17 protein-coding genes are annotated in these 15,329 nt (G+C 58.5%); 7 read left to right on the top strand and 10 right to left on the bottom strand.

The genetic code is table 11. The features are described from left to right. Nucleotides 1-34: 34 nt before the first annotated feature. From rplI to ACIQT8_RS05955, 6 genes are all read right to left on the bottom strand, one after another. Nucleotides 35-610, bottom strand: coding sequence for a 50S ribosomal protein L9 (gene rplI / locus ACIQT8_RS05980; protein WP_138795713.1), 576 nt, complete (start codon nt 608-610; stop codon nt 35-37). A gap of 20 nt (nt 611-630) precedes the next feature. Further along, a complete protein-coding gene (locus ACIQT8_RS05975) occupies nt 631-1,605 on the bottom strand; it encodes a DUF2232 domain-containing protein (protein ID WP_400964215.1) in 975 nt (324 codons plus the stop codon). A gap of 143 nt (nt 1,606-1,748) precedes the next feature. Further along, nucleotides 1,749-1,997, bottom strand: coding sequence for a 30S ribosomal protein S18 (gene rpsR / locus ACIQT8_RS05970; protein ID WP_099057306.1), 249 nt, complete (start codon nt 1,995-1,997; stop codon nt 1,749-1,751). A 16-nt stretch (nt 1,998-2,013) separates the two neighbouring features. After that, entirely contained in the window at nt 2,014-2,442 is a 429-nt protein-coding gene (gene rpsF, locus ACIQT8_RS05965; RefSeq protein WP_138795711.1) for a 30S ribosomal protein S6, read from the bottom strand. 281 nt (nt 2,443-2,723) lie between these two features. After that, nucleotides 2,724-3,476, bottom strand: a complete 753-nt coding sequence (locus ACIQT8_RS05960; protein WP_400964212.1) for an alpha/beta fold hydrolase — start codon at nt 3,474-3,476, stop codon at nt 2,724-2,726. A gap of 118 nt (nt 3,477-3,594) precedes the next feature. Beyond that, a complete protein-coding gene (locus ACIQT8_RS05955; protein WP_400964210.1) occupies nt 3,595-4,638 on the bottom strand; it encodes an aldo/keto reductase in 1,044 nt (347 codons plus the stop codon). A 211-nt stretch (nt 4,639-4,849) separates the two neighbouring features. On the opposite strand from ACIQT8_RS05955, the gene fabD reads away from it, so the two are divergent. The 7 genes from fabD (at nt 4,850) to gmk (ending at nt 11,807) form a co-directional block, all read left to right on the top strand. Further along, the gene (gene fabD, locus ACIQT8_RS05950; RefSeq protein WP_400964208.1) at nt 4,850-5,794 is read left to right on the top strand and encodes an ACP S-malonyltransferase; all 945 of its coding nucleotides are present in this window, start codon (nt 4,850-4,852) and stop codon (nt 5,792-5,794) included. A 36-nt stretch (nt 5,795-5,830) separates the two neighbouring features. Then, the gene (gene fabG, locus ACIQT8_RS05945; protein WP_138795707.1) at nt 5,831-6,568 is read left to right on the top strand and encodes a 3-oxoacyl-[acyl-carrier-protein] reductase; all 738 of its coding nucleotides are present in this window, start codon (nt 5,831-5,833) and stop codon (nt 6,566-6,568) included. Nucleotides 6,569-6,942: 374 nt separating this feature from the next. Next, nucleotides 6,943-7,179 (top strand): acyl carrier protein, encoded by a 237-nt coding sequence (locus tag ACIQT8_RS05940; protein ID WP_003502080.1) that lies wholly within the window; start codon nt 6,943-6,945, stop codon nt 7,177-7,179. A gap of 245 nt (nt 7,180-7,424) precedes the next feature. Next, nucleotides 7,425-8,687 carry a beta-ketoacyl-ACP synthase II gene (gene fabF / locus ACIQT8_RS05935; RefSeq protein WP_400964206.1) on the top strand — a complete coding sequence of 421 codons (1,263 nt, stop codon included), beginning with the start codon at nt 7,425-7,427 and terminating at the stop codon, nt 8,685-8,687. 281 nt (nt 8,688-8,968) lie between these two features. Beyond that, nucleotides 8,969-10,189 carry an endolytic transglycosylase MltG gene (mltG, locus tag ACIQT8_RS05930; protein ID WP_138795705.1) on the top strand — a complete coding sequence of 407 codons (1,221 nt, stop codon included), beginning with the start codon at nt 8,969-8,971 and terminating at the stop codon, nt 10,187-10,189. 64 nt (nt 10,190-10,253) lie between these two features. Beyond that, nucleotides 10,254-11,141 carry a YicC/YloC family endoribonuclease gene (locus tag ACIQT8_RS05925; RefSeq protein ID WP_400964204.1) on the top strand — a complete coding sequence of 296 codons (888 nt, stop codon included), beginning with the start codon at nt 10,254-10,256 and terminating at the stop codon, nt 11,139-11,141. Between the two features lie 3 nt (nt 11,142-11,144). Beyond that, nucleotides 11,145-11,807: a guanylate kinase gene (gene gmk, locus ACIQT8_RS05920; protein WP_138795703.1), complete on the top strand. Its 663-nt coding sequence runs from the start codon at nt 11,145-11,147 to the stop codon at nt 11,805-11,807. 28 nt (nt 11,808-11,835) lie between these two features. Here gmk and ACIQT8_RS05915 read toward each other — a convergent pair whose 3' ends face one another. The 4 genes from ACIQT8_RS05915 to ACIQT8_RS05900 are packed head-to-tail and all read right to left on the bottom strand — an operon-like array spanning nt 11,836 to nt 15,313. Then, nucleotides 11,836-12,450 carry an alpha/beta hydrolase gene (locus tag ACIQT8_RS05915; RefSeq protein ID WP_400964201.1) on the bottom strand — a complete coding sequence of 205 codons (615 nt, stop codon included), beginning with the start codon at nt 12,448-12,450 and terminating at the stop codon, nt 11,836-11,838. Nucleotides 12,451-12,494: 44 nt separating this feature from the next. After that, nucleotides 12,495-13,325 (bottom strand): 16S rRNA (adenine(1518)-N(6)/adenine(1519)-N(6))-dimethyltransferase RsmA, encoded by an 831-nt coding sequence (gene rsmA / locus ACIQT8_RS05910; protein WP_138795701.1) that lies wholly within the window; start codon nt 13,323-13,325, stop codon nt 12,495-12,497. Then, nucleotides 13,325-14,347: a 4-hydroxythreonine-4-phosphate dehydrogenase PdxA gene (gene pdxA, locus ACIQT8_RS05905; RefSeq protein ID WP_400964199.1), complete on the bottom strand. Its 1,023-nt coding sequence runs from the start codon at nt 14,345-14,347 to the stop codon at nt 13,325-13,327. Before pdxA ends, rsmA begins: the two co-directional genes overlap by 1 nt. 18 nt (nt 14,348-14,365) lie before the next feature. Next, entirely contained in the window at nt 14,366-15,313 is a 948-nt protein-coding gene (locus tag ACIQT8_RS05900) for a peptidylprolyl isomerase (protein ID WP_262525175.1), read from the bottom strand. Between the last annotated feature and the right edge of the window lie 16 nt (nt 15,314-15,329).

Here is a 15,329-nt window from a genome sequence, read left to right as displayed (position 1 = left end):
GGTTCTTTTTTTTGAGCCGTTGGGGGCTCTGAAATTATGCGTCGTCGCCTTCGAATTCTGCATCCGGATCAAAGAAGTCTTCCGGGCGCAGAGCGTCTTCGTCAACGCCGTAGATGGCGTCAGCGGAGGTGAGGCTTTCGCCCTTTGCCTGACGCTCAGCTTCTTCAGCCGAACGAGCAACGTTCAGCTCGACCTGCAGCTCGACTTCAGCATGCAGGTGCAGCGTTACGTTGTGCAGACCAATGGTCTTGATCGGCGTGTTGAGTTCAACCTGGTTGCGGCCAACGTTGAAGCCTTCTGCAGCGAGGATTTCAACAACGTCACGAGCAGCGACAGAACCGTAGAGCTGGCCGGTTTCGCCAGCCGAACGGACGACGATGAAGGACTTGCCTGCGAGAGCTTCGGCAACCTTCTGGGCTTCCGACTTGCGCTCGAGGTTACGAGCTTCGAGCGTTGCGCGCTCGGTCTCGAAACGGGTCTTGTTGGCAGCGTTGGCGCGCAGTGCCTTGCCCTGCGGTAGCAGGAAGTTACGTGCGTAGCCGTCGCGAACCTTTACGGTTTCGCCCATCTGGCCGAGCTTGTTGATGCGTTCGAGAAGAATAACGTCCATCTTCTTGATCCTTTCTAGTTTCAGGTGTTGGTTTCGTTCGTATTGTCAGTTTTCCGCGTCGGCGTGAGGGAGACCGTGCTGCGCACGTCGCTCAAACCGAGCACGAGAATGATGAGAAGCGGAAAGACGAAGATTGCCGACAGGTAAGCGAGTACCAGTACGGGGATGCGCCAGTCCTTGCCGCGCGCCCGCTTGTGCAGCGAGGCATATCCGGACATCAGGAAACCTGCGCCGAAGGTGCCGCAGACAACCGCGCCGATCATGGCGGGAACACCGCCCACAAATGTCGCGACAATGCCTGCGAGGAAAATGAAAACCGCATTGCGGTGCATGCGAAGTGCCGACGGAACGTCTTCACGAGGGCGAAGACCCTTGCCGAAGGAACCGACCACGCGGGTGGCCAGATAATAGGCTGTAAACAGCAGCAAAACCCAAAGGCCGCCCTGCACGATCGGCAACATCAGCACAAGCAGTGACTTGCTCTGCGCCAGCGCTGCGGCATCAGGCTCAAACAGTGGCTCGCGGCTCTGAACAGACGTCATCATCATATCGACCAGGCGCGAAACGAGGTCGGGGCCATAACCGATCGTCCAGCCGAGAATGACGACGGCAATCGAGATGAGAAGGCAAAGATGCAGCAGGATGCCGGAAAGCGGATACCAGGCGAGCAGATCCTGCGGGCCGCCGATTTCGGAGGCCGGGCGTGCGAGGTTGGCAAGGTGAGACACCCAGCCTGCCGGGATCAGCGTAAAGATCGCGATCGTCACGGCAAACAGTGGCGACATGACAACAGCGCCGATGGCGGCCGTGGTCACGATGGCCACGATGGCGGCCATGTTGCCCCATCCCATGCCTGCAATCAGGATCGGCATGGCGGACGCAGCATAGAGCAGGAAAGAAAGCGACGACTGTGCCGTTGCGCCCAGCGTCAGAAACGCGGCGCATATGCCGGCGAGGATGCCGGTGGTCAGCACTGTCTGGTTCAACTTTTGCACTTCGCTGTCCTGCTGGAAATTAAGCAGTTAGAGGACCGTTCCGGTGGAGCGTTGTCCCCAACATGGGTTTTATGTCTGTCTCGATCCGCGCCCAACGCGGAAGGAGAAACGAGGCCGCGTCGAAACGCAGCCTCGCAAAGTCATTATGCTACGACGTAAGGCAGCAGGCCGAGGAAGCGTGCACGCTTGATCGCCTGAGCGAGTTCGCGCTGCTTCTTCTGGGAAACGGCGGTGATGCGCGAAGGAACGATCTTGCCGCGCTCAGAAATGTAGCGCTGCAGAAGACGTACGTCCTTGTAGTCGATCTTCGGAGCGTTTGCGCCGGAGAAAGGGCACGTCTTGCGACGGCGGTGGAACGGGCGGCGTGCCGGGGAAGAGGATGCGTCAGCCATTGGTCAAATCTCCTTCTTATGCACGGTCTTCGCGCGGACGGCGCGGACGGTCGTCGCGGGAAAAGCCTTCGCGCGGGCCACGGTCCGGACGGTCACCGTCACGGCGCGGACGGTCGTCGCGATCGCGCTTCTGCATCATCGCGGACGGGCCTTCTTCGTGGGCTTCAACAGCGATGGTCATGTAACGAAGAACGTCTTCGTTGATGCGCATCTGACGCTCAACTTCATGGATAGCAGCCGCCGGAGCGTCGATGTCCATCAGGGCGTAGTGAGCCTTGCGGTTCTTCTTGATGCGGTAGGTGAGGGACTTCAGACCCCAGTTTTCGACGCGTCCGACTTTACCGCCGAACGATTCGATAACGCCCTTGTACTGTTCTACAAGTGCGTCGACCTGCTGAGCAGAAATATCCTGCCGAGCAAGGAAGATGTGTTCGTAAAGAGCCATTTAAGCTTGCCTTTCTTGCGTTTTGTCCTTCACCCGGCAACGGCGCTAAGCCTCAACGACTGCTCTTGGCCGGCATATGCCGAAAGCAAGAAAAGCGTTGTTCGAGACGGTCGAGAGCGGAGACACGGGAGGCCGGAAAAACCTTATGGTTCCTGCTGTTCCGTTACCGGAACCAGCCCTCCGTTCAGCCACCAGCCATAAGACCGGGTGTCGTGAACAGCGCGCTTATACGCATTTTTGCCGGGAATGCAAGGGAAAGTCTGGCTTTCGCGCCATTTCGCTCATGCGCAGGAAAGGCAGTTGAGAATTGTGGACGCAAACAATGCCGGATCTTCCGCCATCATCAGGTGTCCGGTCCGGGGAATGTTGACGCGCATCCTGCAAAGATCGTTTGCCCAGTCTGCGACATCCCAACCGGAGGCGGAACGGGCGCCGGCAACCAGATAGACCGGAAGGCCGCTTCCCATCGTCGCGCGCAGGCCGGATAGATAGTCGTCGTGCCCCGTCGTCGCAACAACAGCCCTTGCCTGCGCCTTGATCGTCGTGGCTGGCTGATTGGCCAGCCATCCCTTCGCAAGCGACAATGTCCAGTCATTGACCGGGACGCCCGCCTTGGCGATCCATTCAGCCGGGTCCGCCTCGTACTCTCTTATGATCTCTGCCACTTCTGCATCGGGCTTTTGGGCGATCTGTCCCGACCAGAAGGCGTCCTTCAGCGTGAAATTGCCTTCGACGCTTGTAAACGAGGCGATCATATCTGGATAATGTTGGCAAACCAGCGCCGAAACCGCGCCGCCAACTGAATGCCCGACAAGATGAACCTTTTGACGGCCGATATTGCGGATATGACCGGCGACGTGGTCGGCCTGATCGCGCAAGGTCAAATTTTCGATGGGCTCATCGCGGTATCGGCCGTAACCGATCAGGTCAGGCGTATGCACGTCGATACCGTCAAATGGCGCCAGTATCTCCGGATCGTTGAGATTGCCGAAGAGGCCGTGAACCAGGATGACCGGTTCTGAAAGACTGGGCATCGTTTTTGAAATCCTCGGTTTTACTGATTGCGTCGGACAAGGGGTACGGGTCTGAGCGTCTATAATGAAAAATGCCCCGCAACTGCGGGGCATGAAATTCTCTGTCCGATGTCTGGGGTCAGATCGGCATTGGATACTGCCGATGAATTTCGGCAATGCCTTTCAGAACATCATCGGAAAGTTTGACATCCGCTGCTGCGATATCGCTCTTCAGTTGGTCGATTGTCGTTGCGCCGATGATCACGGAAGCCATGAACGGGCGGATCAGGCAGAAGGCGATGGCAAGCTGTGCCGGATCGATTCCGTGCTTGGCAGCGAGATCGATGTAGGCCTTCACCGGTGCTTCCTGCAGCGGTTGCAGACGGCCGCCGAGATCGCGATTGATCGTGCCACGCGAACCGGCCGGGCGCGCACCGTTCTGATATTTGCCGGTCAGAAGGCCAGCTGCCAGAGGCGAGTAGGCGAGAAGGCCGACATTCTCGTGATGGGCCACTTCGGACAGGTCGAGATCGAAGCTGCGGTAGAGCAGATTGTACTCGTTCTGAATGGTTGCGACACGCGGCAGACCGGCGGCCTCGGCGATATCGATGTACTTCTGCGTGCCCCAGGCGCTTTCATTCGAAAGGCCGATTGCGCGGATTTTGCCGGCCTTGACCAGTTCGCCAAGAGTTTCCAGCTTTTCGGTGATCTCGGTAAGCGTCCGTTCTGTAGCCTGACCGCTGGCATCGAAACCCCATGCGCCGCGGAAATGGTAGGTGCCGCGATTCGGCCAGTGAATCTGGTAGAGGTCGATATAATCTGTCTTCAGGCGCGTGAGGCTTGTGTCGACCGCCTCGCGAATGGCATTGGCATCGATATCACGCCCGCCACGAATATAATCACGGCCGGAGCCGGCGACCTTGGTGGCAAGAATGACGTCCTTGCGTTTGCCGGTCTTTTCGAACCACGTGCCGATATAGTCTTCCGTGCGGCCCTGCGTTTCGGCCGATACCGGTGTGGTGGGATAAAGTTCGGCCGTATCGAAGAAGTTGACGCCGTTTTCCAGGGCGTAATCCATCTGCTGATGGGCTTCGGCTTCCGTGTTCTGGGTGCCCCACGTCATCGTGCCAAGGCAGATTTCGGACACGGAGATATCCGTGCGGCCCAATGTTCTATGTTTCATGGAAATGTCCTGATGCTTGGAAGGTGGCATGAAATTAGTCTGGAAATGCCGCAGTGCAAGAAAAAATATGCTGCATTGAAAACGTGAAATTGGACGGCAAAACCCCGGGGCTTGGCCCATCCATAGGCTTCAAGCCTTGACTTCATGGGCCGGAATGTGAATGGAAGTCCCGATAATATAAGGGAAGGCCAGAAAAGAAGGACCACATCCCATGGGTACTGCATTCACATTTCCAGGTCAGGGAAGCCAGGCCGTCGGCATGGGCAAGGAACTTGCCGATACGTTCGTAGAAGCACGCGCTGTCTTCGAAGAAGTCGATGAGGCGCTCGGCCAGAAGCTGTCCGATATCATGTGGAACGGACCGGAAGAAACGTTGACGCTGACCGCCAATGCGCAGCCTGCGCTGATGGCCGTTTCGATGGCTGTGATGCGCGTGCTGGAAGCGCGCGGTTTCAAGCTGACCGATTCCGTTTCCTATGTCGCCGGCCACTCGCTTGGTGAATATTCGGCACTTTGCGCTGCCGGCACGTTCTCGATCGCCGACACCGCCCGCCTGCTGCGCATTCGCGGCAACGCCATGCAGGCTGCCGTGCCTATTGGTGAAGGTGCGATGGCGGCTATCATCGGCCTTGAGCATGACGTCGTTTCCGCAATCTGCGAAGAGGCGAAAAGCCACGGCGTCTGCCAGATCGCCAATGACAACGGCGGCGGGCAGCTCGTGATTTCCGGTGGCAAGGCTGCCGTTGAAAAGGCGGCCGCCATTGCCTCTGAAAAAGGTGCGAAGCGCGCCATCATGCTGCCGGTTTCCGCGCCCTTCCATTCCGCGCTGATGAGCCCTGCGGCAGATGCGATGCGCGAAGCGCTTGCACAGGTGGAAAAGAAGAACCCGATCGTGCCCGTCATCGCCAACGTGCGCGCGGCGCCTGTCTCCGATGCCAATGAAATCGCTGCACTGCTGGTAGAGCAGGTCACCGGCCAGGTTCGCTGGCGCGAGACGGTAGAGTGGTTTGCCGCCAACAACATCACGCAACTTTATGAGATCGGCTCCGGCAAGGTCCTGACAGGGCTTGCACGCCGCATCGACAAGACGGTGAATGGCGTCGCCGTCAACAATGCTGCCGATATCGATCAGCTCCTGGCGACCCTCGCAGGCTGAAGGCCGCCGTCGCCCCGTTTAAAGAAGGAACATTCCATGTTTGATTTGACCGGCCGCAAGGCTCTCGTCACAGGCGCAACTGGCGGCATCGGCGAAGAAATCGCCCGCATGCTGCACGCGCAGGGCGCAACCGTCGGCCTGCACGGCACGCGCGTCGAAAAGCTTGAGGCACTTGCCGCCGAGCTTGGCGATCGCGTCAAGATTTTCCCGGCAAACCTGGCGGACCGCGCCGAGGTTAAGGCGCTGGGTGAAAAGGCCGAGGCCGAGCTGGAAGGCGTCGACATCCTCGTCAACAACGCCGGCATTACCAAGGATGGCCTTTTCGTTCGTATGAGCGACGAAGACTGGGATAACGTCATCGAAGTCAATCTGACGGCGATGTTCCGCCTGACGCGCGAACTGACGCATCCGATGATGCGCCGCCGTTTCGGCCGCATCATCAACATTACCTCGATCGTTGGCGTGACCGGTAACCCCGGCCAGGCAAACTACTGCGCGTCGAAGGCCGGGATGATCGGCTTCTCCAAGTCGCTGGCGCAGGAAATCGCAACCCGTAACGTTACCGTCAACTGCGTGGCTCCGGGCTTCATCGAAAGCGCCATGACCGGCAAGCTGAACGACAAGCAGAAAGAAGCCATCATGGGTGCCATTCCCATGAAGCGCATGGGAACCGGTGCGGAAATCGCTTCCGCCGTACTTTATCTCGCATCCAACGAAGCGGGTTACATGACGGGCCAGACGCTGCATGTGAACGGCGGTATGGCGATGATCTGATGTGATACCCTTTCCGTTACGGAAAGGGTCTCGCGTCTTTTGAAATCTTGCTGGCGCCCGGGTCGAACCAGGCATTTTCCTGGCGCCTGCAAGTGTCTACCCGCTCTGGTTTCAGGCGAAAGAGCCTGTGATACGCTGTGCTTAGCGCGTTTTCAGGCTTTTCGACCGATTGAAACCATGTTAAGCGGGCCAAGACTGTGAACAGTCGTCCCGGAGAGACAGTAAGCCGTTGCGAATTTTTGCAACGATGTCTAGCTTGGACCGGGTTTAACGGGTTTGCCCGCGGTGCCGGATTTGAACGGTGCTTGAGGGCTTCTGACAGGGCAGGGTGCCGCAAGGCATTCCCTTTTAAAATAAAGGTCGAGGAAACCGACATGAGCGATATCGCAGAACGCGTAAAGAAAATTGTAATTGATCATCTTGGCGTTGACGCCGACAAAGTTGTTGAAGGCGCAAGCTTCATCGACGATCTGGGCGCTGACTCGCTCGACACCGTTGAACTGGTTATGGCTTTCGAAGAAGAGTTCGGCGTTGAAATCCCTGACGACGCTGCCGACTCGATCCTGACCGTTGGCGACGCCGTAAAGTTCATCGAAAAGGCACAGGCCTGATCGACCGTACTCGGGGAGGTTATTCAACCTCCCGTTCTGGCCCGGCTTGTCCGGGCCAATATTTTATCGCGAGAGGCGCACGCAGAGCTGGCGCGTGTCTCCGGCGCGTAGTCCCTTTGGCCGGAAATGGTCCGGCAAAATGGTTTATGCGCATATTCAGAATGTTGTAGTGTCATCTGCAAGTCATCGACGATCAGAGACGCAGCAAGAAAAGACCGATGATTGGATAAGGGCGGAGCGTTGGCATGAGGCGTGTCGTTATCACCGGTACCGGCATGGTATCTCCTCTTGGATGCGGAACGGAAGTGACCTGGGAGCGGCTGCTTGCCGGCCAGAACGGCGCCCGTCTGGTCACGGAATTCGAGGTCGAAGACCTTCCCGCAAAAATCGCCTGCCGTATTCCGCTTGGCGATGGTTCCGATGGCACTTTCAATCCTGATGACTGGATGGAGCCGAAGGAACAGCGCAAGGTCGATCCCTTCATCGTCTACGGTATGGCAGCAGCCGACATGGCGCTGAACGACGCCAACTGGCACCCTGAAACCGACGAAGACCAGATCATGACCGGCGTCCTGATCGGCTCCGGTATCGGCGGTCTCGAAGGTATCGTCGAAGCCGGTTACACGCTGCGAGACAAGGGTCCGCGTCGCGTTTCGCCTTTCTTCATTCCCGGCCGCCTCATCAATCTGGTGTCTGGTCAGGTATCCATCCGCCACAAGCTGCGCGGACCGAACCATGCCGTCGTAACAGCCTGCTCGACCGGTGCGCATGCCATTGGCGACGCCGCGCGCCTGATTGCCCTCGGTGATGCTGACGTCATGGTTGCCGGTGGCGCCGAATCGCCGGTTTGCCGTATTGCGCTTGCCGGTTTTGCTGCCTGCAAGGCGCTCTCCACACAGCACAACGATGACCCGCAGAAGGCATCGCGTCCCTATGACCGTGACCGCGACGGTTTCGTCATGGGCGAGGGTGCCGGTATCATGGTTCTCGAGGAGCTCGAACACGCCAAGGCACGCGGTGCGAAGATCTACGCAGAAGTTGTCGGTTACGGCCTGTCTGGCGATGCGTACCACATCACCGCGCCGTCCGAAGACGGTGAGGGCGCTTACCGCTGCATGTCCATGGCGCTGAAGCGCGCCGGCCTGACGCCCGACGATATCGACTACATCAACGCCCACGGTACTTCCACCATGGCCGACACCATCGAACTCGGTGCGGTCGAACGTCTGGTTGGCGATTCTGCGTCGAATATTTCGATGTCGTCGACCAAGTCGGCTACGGGCCACCTCCTCGGCGCGGCAGGTGCGATCGAAGCAATTTTCGCAACACTTGCGATCCGCGACAACATCGTCCCGCCGACGCTGAACCTCGACAATCCCGATGTCGAGACGAAGATCGATCTCGTGCCGCACAAGGCCCGCAAGCGCGACGTCAACGTTGCCCTGTCGAACTCCTTCGGCTTCGGCGGCACCAACGCGTCGCTCGTTCTGCGTCGCTACGAAGCCTGATTGTCTGACGGCTCTTGCCGTTAAAGACGGAATCGTCGAAAACCGCCTCCGGTCGTTGTGCATCGGAGGCCAAGGATAACGCCTTAGGCGAGGCAACTTTTCCGCTTCGCCAAACTTATGTCAGTTTGCGTTATCTGCCGTATTGGGAACGAGTTTTCGTAAAACCGTGCGGAAAACCGCCACCGATGCTTTGATGTGGTGCAGGATGGCATCCCGAACCTGTTTTTGCCGCATTGCCTGCGCAAAAAGCGCTGATAATGCCGAACTGAAAAGGACCGCCGGTGAGCGATACGAACCAGAACAGCCAGGGACAATACGGACGCGACGGCGCGGGCGAAGGTAGCCGCGGCCCGATCATTCCGAAGTCTCCGACGGAGGCGCTGCGACCGGAAAAAGTTCCGGCTCCGCCAAAGCGTTCCCGCAAGGCTCATGGGCAACTGGTGATTTTCCTGAATTTCCTGATGACGCTGGCGGTTGCCGTCTGCGTGCTTGCCGTTGCCGCCTTCTATTACATGATCAACTCCTTCCAGGAGCCCGGTCCGCTGGAAGCCAATACCCATTTCACAGTGCGCAACGGCGCCGGCCTCATCGAGATTGCCAACAATCTGGAGCGCAATGGCGTCATCACCAACGCACGTGTTTTCCGTCTGATGACCGGCAGCTATCTTCAGAAGGAGCAGACGCTGAAGGCGGGCGAATATGAGATCAAGGCTGCCGCCTCGATGAAGGACATCCTGCTGTTGCTGGAGTCCGGCAAGTCGATTCTCTATTCCGTGTCTTTGCCGGAAGGTCTGACGGTCAAGCAGATGTTTGCTCGTTTGGCAGCCGACGAGGTTCTGGACGGAGAGCTTCCCGCCAGCCTGCCGGCGGAAGGCAGCCTTCGCCCCGATACCTACCGTTTCACGCGTGGCACCAAGCGCGAAGAAATCGTCAATCAGATGAGCGTTGCCCAGAACAAGCTGATCGAGATGATCTGGGAGCGCCGCGATCCCGACCTGCCGATCAAGACAGTTGAAGAGTTTGTAACGCTGGCGTCTATTGTCGAGAAGGAAACCGGCAAGGACGACGAGCGCGCCCATGTGGCCTCCGTATTCTACAACCGCCTGAAGAAGGGCATGCGCCTGCAGTCTGACCCGACGATCATCTATGGACTGTTCGGTGGCGACGGCAAACCGTCCGACCGTCCGATCTACCAGTCCGACCTGCAGAAGCAGACGCCGTTCAACACCTATGTCATCAAGGGACTGCCGCCGTCGCCGATTGCCAATCCAGGACGCGCCGCACTGGAAGCGGTTGCCAATCCCTGGCGCACGGACGATCTTTATTTCGTCGCCGATGGGACGGGCGGTCATGCTTTTGCCAAGACGCTGGAAGAACACAACGCCAATGTCCGCCGTTGGCGCAAGATCGAGGCGGAAAAAGCGGCAGCCGGTGGAAATCCAGACGTTGCCGTAGACGGCCAGCCGGGTGGTTCGGAAGCGGAAAAACCAGCCAACAATTGATGAGTTTTTGCCGGGCCTCGATCAAACGAGGCCCGGTTTGCATGATGCTGTGGGGACTTCAGGAATGACATTGCAATCGATGACCGGCTTCGCACGCAGCGAAGGTGCGTCCGGACGCTATCGCTGGGCATGGGAGCTGCGCTCCGTGAATGGCAAGGGCCTGGATTTACGTCTGCGTCTGCCAACGGGTATGGAAGGTCTGGAAGCGGAATTGCGCGAGGTTGCATCCCGCAGCCTGTCGCGCGGCAATATCCAGGCGGGGTTATCCCTGGCAACCGCCGAAAACCGGCTGGAAGCGGTTATCAACCGCGACGCGCTGGATGCTGTGCTGGCGCTTAAGAAGGAGCTCGGCAATGTCGTTGACGACAAGCCGTTGAGTTTCGACACGCTGCTGTCCGTGCGCGGACTGGTGGACTTCCGTGAGGCGGAAGATGACGCCGAGGCGCAGGCTGCCCGCAATCGCGATGTGCTGGCAGGTTTTGCCGAAGCCGTTCTTAAGCTCAAGGCAATGCGCGAGCGGGAAGGGGAATCGCTCTACGGTATTCTGTCGGGGCATATCGACCGCATCGAGCAGCTTGCGACGGTTATTGAACGCGACCCGTCGCGGCAACCGGAGCAGATTGCCGCGCGCCTTGCCGCGCAGATCGCCCTGATTGGCGACGGGGCCCAGGGACTGGACCGTGACCGTTTGCATGCGGAAGCGGCGTTGATTGCAACGAAGGCGGATCTGCGCGAGGAGATCGACCGCCTCTACGCGCATATTGCAGCCTCGCGTGAGCTTTTGAAGGTTGGTGGCCCGATTGGGCGCAAGCTCGACTTTCTTGCACAGGAATTTAACCGGGAGTCGAATACCATCTGTTCCAAATCGAACGCCAGTGCGGTAACCGCTGCTGGTATCGAGCTGAAAGTGGTGATCGACCAATTCCGCGAACAGGTCCAAAATCTGGAGTAGGCCATGGCCCCGGTGAACAATTCTCCCGTCAAGATTGCCCGCAGAGGGCTGATGCTGGTGATCTCGTCGCCGTCAGGCGCGGGCAAGTCCACGATTGCCAGAAACCTTCTGGACAAGGACAAGAACATCAAGCTGTCCGTCAGCGTGACGACACGTCCACGCCGTCAAAGCGAGATTGAAGGCATCCACTATCATTTCATCTCCAAGCGCGAATTCGAGTTGATGCGTGATGGCGATGCGTTGCTGGAATGGGCCGAAGTGCACGGCAATTTCTACGGCACTCCCAGAGAGCCGGTGGAAGCGGCGATGGCCGAAGGCATGGACATGCTGTTCGATATCGACTGGCAGGGCGCCGAGCAGCTTCAGGACAAGATGAAGAGTGACGTTGTGTCGATTTTCATCCTTCCCCCGACAATGACCGAGCTGCAATCGCGCCTGCATCGCCGAGCTGAAGACACAGAAGCGGTCATTCAGACGCGCCTGGTAAATTCCCGCTCTGAAATCGAGCACTGGCGCGATTACGACTATGTCATTCTCAATGATGACCTACAGGCTGCTTTCGACGCCGTGGAGGCCATTGTGAAGGCCGAGCGCGTGCGTCGCGACCGTCGCCACGGCATGTTCGACTTCGTGCGCGAATTGCTTGAAGAAGAGCCAAAACTCTAAAGCTGACCTAATTCCTGAATCAGGTTTATTACTGGCACGACAGCCAGTCCTGCGAATGGCGCACATCGGCTGCGTCATCCGCCCAGCCGTGACCACCCGTGAGCGTTTTCAGCGACACCGCGGCCCCCGCCTTTGTCAATTGATCTGCAAGGAACGGCGCATCCTCTGGGTGACGTCTGTCGTCCCGCATACCGGCGAGCAGCAGGGCAGGGTATCCGTGAAGTGGCGGGAAGGGTTCACCAGAGCGCGGCGACAGCGGTCGCAGCAGAATGGCGCCCCTCGACAGTTCGGGCTTCTGGAATATTGTCTCTGCAGCGATGATCGCGCCGTTCGAGTATCCCGCGACAAACGGTCTTTGTCCGGTTTGACGAGCCACAAACTCCAGAAAGTCGCAGAGCCTGGCTGCCTGATCTCTCAGGTCTTCGATATCAAGCGTTCTGTCCGGGTGTCGCCTGAAAAACGCAAAACCGTTTTCCCAGGCGACATTTCCTCTCGGTAGAAACAGCTTATGCCCCGGAAAAGCTTCACGACCGTACAGCAGGAGGTCGTCTTCCGTACGTCCCGATCCATGCAGCAAAACGACAGGTGATGCCGTCGAGGAAGAGGCGCCATCGAGCTTGTAGTGAAACGGTTGATTGTCCACTTTCAAACCCTCGTTACATGCCCGCAATGCGGATCGGAGAAAGTCTAAAGCGAATTCGCGAGCGTCACGAATTCCTCGACGGAGAGCGTTTCCGCCCGACGTGTCGGATCGATCCCGGCTTTTTCCAGAAGCGTTTCGCCGCCCAGCGCTTTCACGCTCTGACGCAGCATCTTGCGGCGCTGACCGAAGGCTGCTTCGGTCACCTTTTCAAGCTTCGCCACGTCGCAGGGCATTGGCTTGTCCTTCGGCAGCAGATGCACGACGGTAGAGGTGACCTTTGGCGGCGGGCTGAAGGCTTGCGGCGGCACGTCGAAGGCCATTTCAGCCACTGTCCGCCAACCCGCCAGCACACCGAGGCGCCCGTAGTGGTTGTCACCTTCTTCCGCCACGATGCGTTGACCGACTTCCTTCTGGAACATCAGCGTCATCGACAGCCAGAACGGAGGCCACGCTTTGGGGAGTAGCCAGTTGACCAGCAATTGCGTGCCAACATTGTAGGGAAGATTGGCGATGATCCTGACCGGCTCTCCAGCCGGAACAAGCGTCTCGAAATCGGTCTTCAGCGCATCGCCCTCGATCACCTCGAGGCGCCCGGGATAATGGGCCTGAATTTCGGCCAGTGCCGGCAGGCATCGGCTATCGCGCTCAACGGCGATGACTTTCTTCGCGCCAAGCGAGAGGATGGCGCGTGTCAGGCCGCCAGGGCCAGGACCAACCTCGATGACCGTGACGCCTTCCAGCGGGCCAGCGGTTCTGGCGATCTTCTGTGTGAGGTTCAGGTCGAAGAGGAAGTTCTGCCCGAGAGATTTCTTCGCATCCAGACCATGGCGCTGGATAACGTCCCTGAGAGGGGGGAGCCCGTCAATGGCCGCCATCAAAGACCAGCCTTGCCGCGACCGGCAATGTCTGCAGCCATTTTCAGCGCTGCCACGAGGCTTGTTTCATTCGCGATACCCTGACCGGCGATGCCGAAAGCGGTGCCGTGATCCGGCGATGTGCGGATGAAAGGCAGGCCGAGCGTGACATTGACGGAATCGTCGAAACCAAGTGCCTTGGCCGGAATGAGTGCCTGGTCGTGATACATGCAGACAGCCACGTCATAACGTTTGCGGGCGGCGTCATGGAACATGGTGTCGGCGGGCAGAGGCCCGAAAGCATCAATGCCCTCCTTACGAAGCCCAATGACGGCGGGGTGAATAATATCGCGATCTTCGACGCCAATCGCACCGTCCTCGCCCGCGTGCGGGTTGAGACCGGCTATGGCCAGACGCGGTGCGGCAATGCCGAATTTCTGTTTCAGATCCGTATCGATAATACGGCAGGTCTCGACGATGGCTTCTTCCGTCAAAGCGGAAGGAACGTCCTTGACCGGGATGTGGATCGTGACCGGCACGACGCGCACCTTCGGGCCCGCAATCATCATCACCGGTGTTACGGCCTTGCCAGTCATCCGCAATGCAAGTTCGGCGAGGAATTCCGTGTGGCCCGGAAAACCGAAACCTGCCTCGTAAAGCACGGATTTTGCGATGGGATTTGTAACGACTGCGGCAGTCTTGCCTTCGACCGTGAGCGCGACTGCCGTCTCGATGGCTTTGATCGTCGCATGGGCAGCGCCGACATGCGGCTGGCCAGCCTGCACGTCAAAACCGACCGGCAGGGAGAGAACCGGAAAGGCATCGTCGAAACACGCGACCGCGTCTTCAACCTCACAGGTCTTGATCGCAATGTCGATACCAAGCAAGGCGGCACGGCTCGCCACCACATCCGGATCACCGATATAGATGAACGGCGGCAGACCTGTTTCCCTGCGTTTTGCCCATGCTGTAATTGCGATATCAGGGCCAATACCAGCGGGATCGCCCTGGGTTAGGGCAAGCGGCAGGGAAATCTGTGTCACGGATGGCAGGCTTTCGCGTCAGGTGTTGACGATCTGCGCCTTTTTGCGCAGTTCTTCCATATACTTCGCCTCGTTCGGGTTCTCGCCATCCTTGGCCTTCATCAGGTCCTCAGCTTTGAAGACCAGTTCGGCCGCGTAGTCGTCCGAAACCTGACGCTGCTTGCAGATCGCCAGATATTCAACACCCTTTTCGGTGACGCGTGTACCGGTGGTTCCGCCTTCCTTGGTCTTTTCAACCAGAGCCTTCCAGTCCTCGGGCAGCTCTGGTGCGAGAATGCGGCCGAGATCCTTGATCGCGACGTCGCGCATGGTGGCCGCGAATGTCTTGGCCTGTTCGCAGCCGGGATAGTTCTTGCGCGATGCTTCAGCTTCGCTCTTGCGCTTGCCGGTGATCGATTTGCGCTTGGATTCGGGAATGACGAAAATCACCTGCTGCAGGAAATATTCCGTCGTCACAGGCTTTTCACCACGCTCCTTGAGGCGCGTTACCAGATCCTGCGTCGACATCTTGGCGCGTGCGCCATAACGGGCGTTCACGAGGCGCGGCCAGCTCATCTGCACGGCAATGAAGGACTTGAAGTGGTCGGCACCGACGCCGGCCTGCGACAGGATCTGCGTCAACTGCTGAGGGTTCATCTTGTTGTTGGCGGCGAAACGAGCGAACGCGGCGTCAACGTCATCGGTGCTGACGGACATCTTTACGCGGGCGATCTCTTCACGCTTGAGCGCTTCGTCGACCAGCTGGTCACGAGCCTTCTGGTTGAGGTTGCCGCTCTGACGCTGCAGTTTCAGGAACGCAACGCGTTTCGAAATATCATCGCTGGTGATGGGGGTCTTGTTGACGACGATTTTCACCGTGCTGTCGGCAAACGCCTGGCTGGTAAGTGGCGAAACAGCCATCGGGACGGCGAAGATCGCAAAGGCCAAAGCCGCGCCACGCAAAGCCGTCTTTCCGAAATTCATCATTTCCTTCTCCCTCTCG

Origin of the sequence: Agrobacterium sp. NPDC090273, assembly GCF_044772305.1 — a bacterium.
Classification (GTDB): Bacteria; Pseudomonadota; Alphaproteobacteria; order Rhizobiales; family Rhizobiaceae; genus Agrobacterium.
This window is presented reverse-complemented; position numbering and strand designations above follow the sequence as displayed.

What these genes read in the sequence shown, in the direction of transcription:
- rpsF (WP_138795711.1), bottom strand. Translation starts at nt 2,442, where the DNA reads ATGGCTCTTTACGAACACATCTTCCTTGCTCGGCAGGATATTTCTGCT.
- rpsR (WP_099057306.1), bottom strand. Translation starts at nt 1,997, where the DNA reads ATGGCTGACGCATCCTCTTCCCCGGCACGCCGCCCGTTCCACCGCCGT.
- ACIQT8_RS05925 (WP_400964204.1), top strand. Translation starts at nt 10,254, where the DNA reads ATGACATTGCAATCGATGACCGGCTTCGCACGCAGCGAAGGTGCGTCC.
- fabD (WP_400964208.1), top strand. Translation starts at nt 4,850, where the DNA reads ATGGGTACTGCATTCACATTTCCAGGTCAGGGAAGCCAGGCCGTCGGC.
- fabG (WP_138795707.1), top strand. Translation starts at nt 5,831, where the DNA reads ATGTTTGATTTGACCGGCCGCAAGGCTCTCGTCACAGGCGCAACTGGC.
- fabF (WP_400964206.1), top strand. Translation starts at nt 7,425, where the DNA reads ATGAGGCGTGTCGTTATCACCGGTACCGGCATGGTATCTCCTCTTGGA.
- rsmA (WP_138795701.1), bottom strand. Translation starts at nt 13,325, where the DNA reads ATGGCGGCCATTGACGGGCTCCCCCCTCTCAGGGACGTTATCCAGCGC.
- ACIQT8_RS05900 (WP_262525175.1), bottom strand. Translation starts at nt 15,313, where the DNA reads ATGATGAATTTCGGAAAGACGGCTTTGCGTGGCGCGGCTTTGGCCTTT.
- ACIQT8_RS05955 (WP_400964210.1), bottom strand. Translation starts at nt 4,638, where the DNA reads ATGAAACATAGAACATTGGGCCGCACGGATATCTCCGTGTCCGAAATC.
- ACIQT8_RS05940 (WP_003502080.1), top strand. Translation starts at nt 6,943, where the DNA reads ATGAGCGATATCGCAGAACGCGTAAAGAAAATTGTAATTGATCATCTT.
- ACIQT8_RS05960 (WP_400964212.1), bottom strand. Translation starts at nt 3,476, where the DNA reads ATGCCCAGTCTTTCAGAACCGGTCATCCTGGTTCACGGCCTCTTCGGC.
- rplI (WP_138795713.1), bottom strand. Translation starts at nt 610, where the DNA reads ATGGACGTTATTCTTCTCGAACGCATCAACAAGCTCGGCCAGATGGGC.
- gmk (WP_138795703.1), top strand. Translation starts at nt 11,145, where the DNA reads ATGGCCCCGGTGAACAATTCTCCCGTCAAGATTGCCCGCAGAGGGCTG.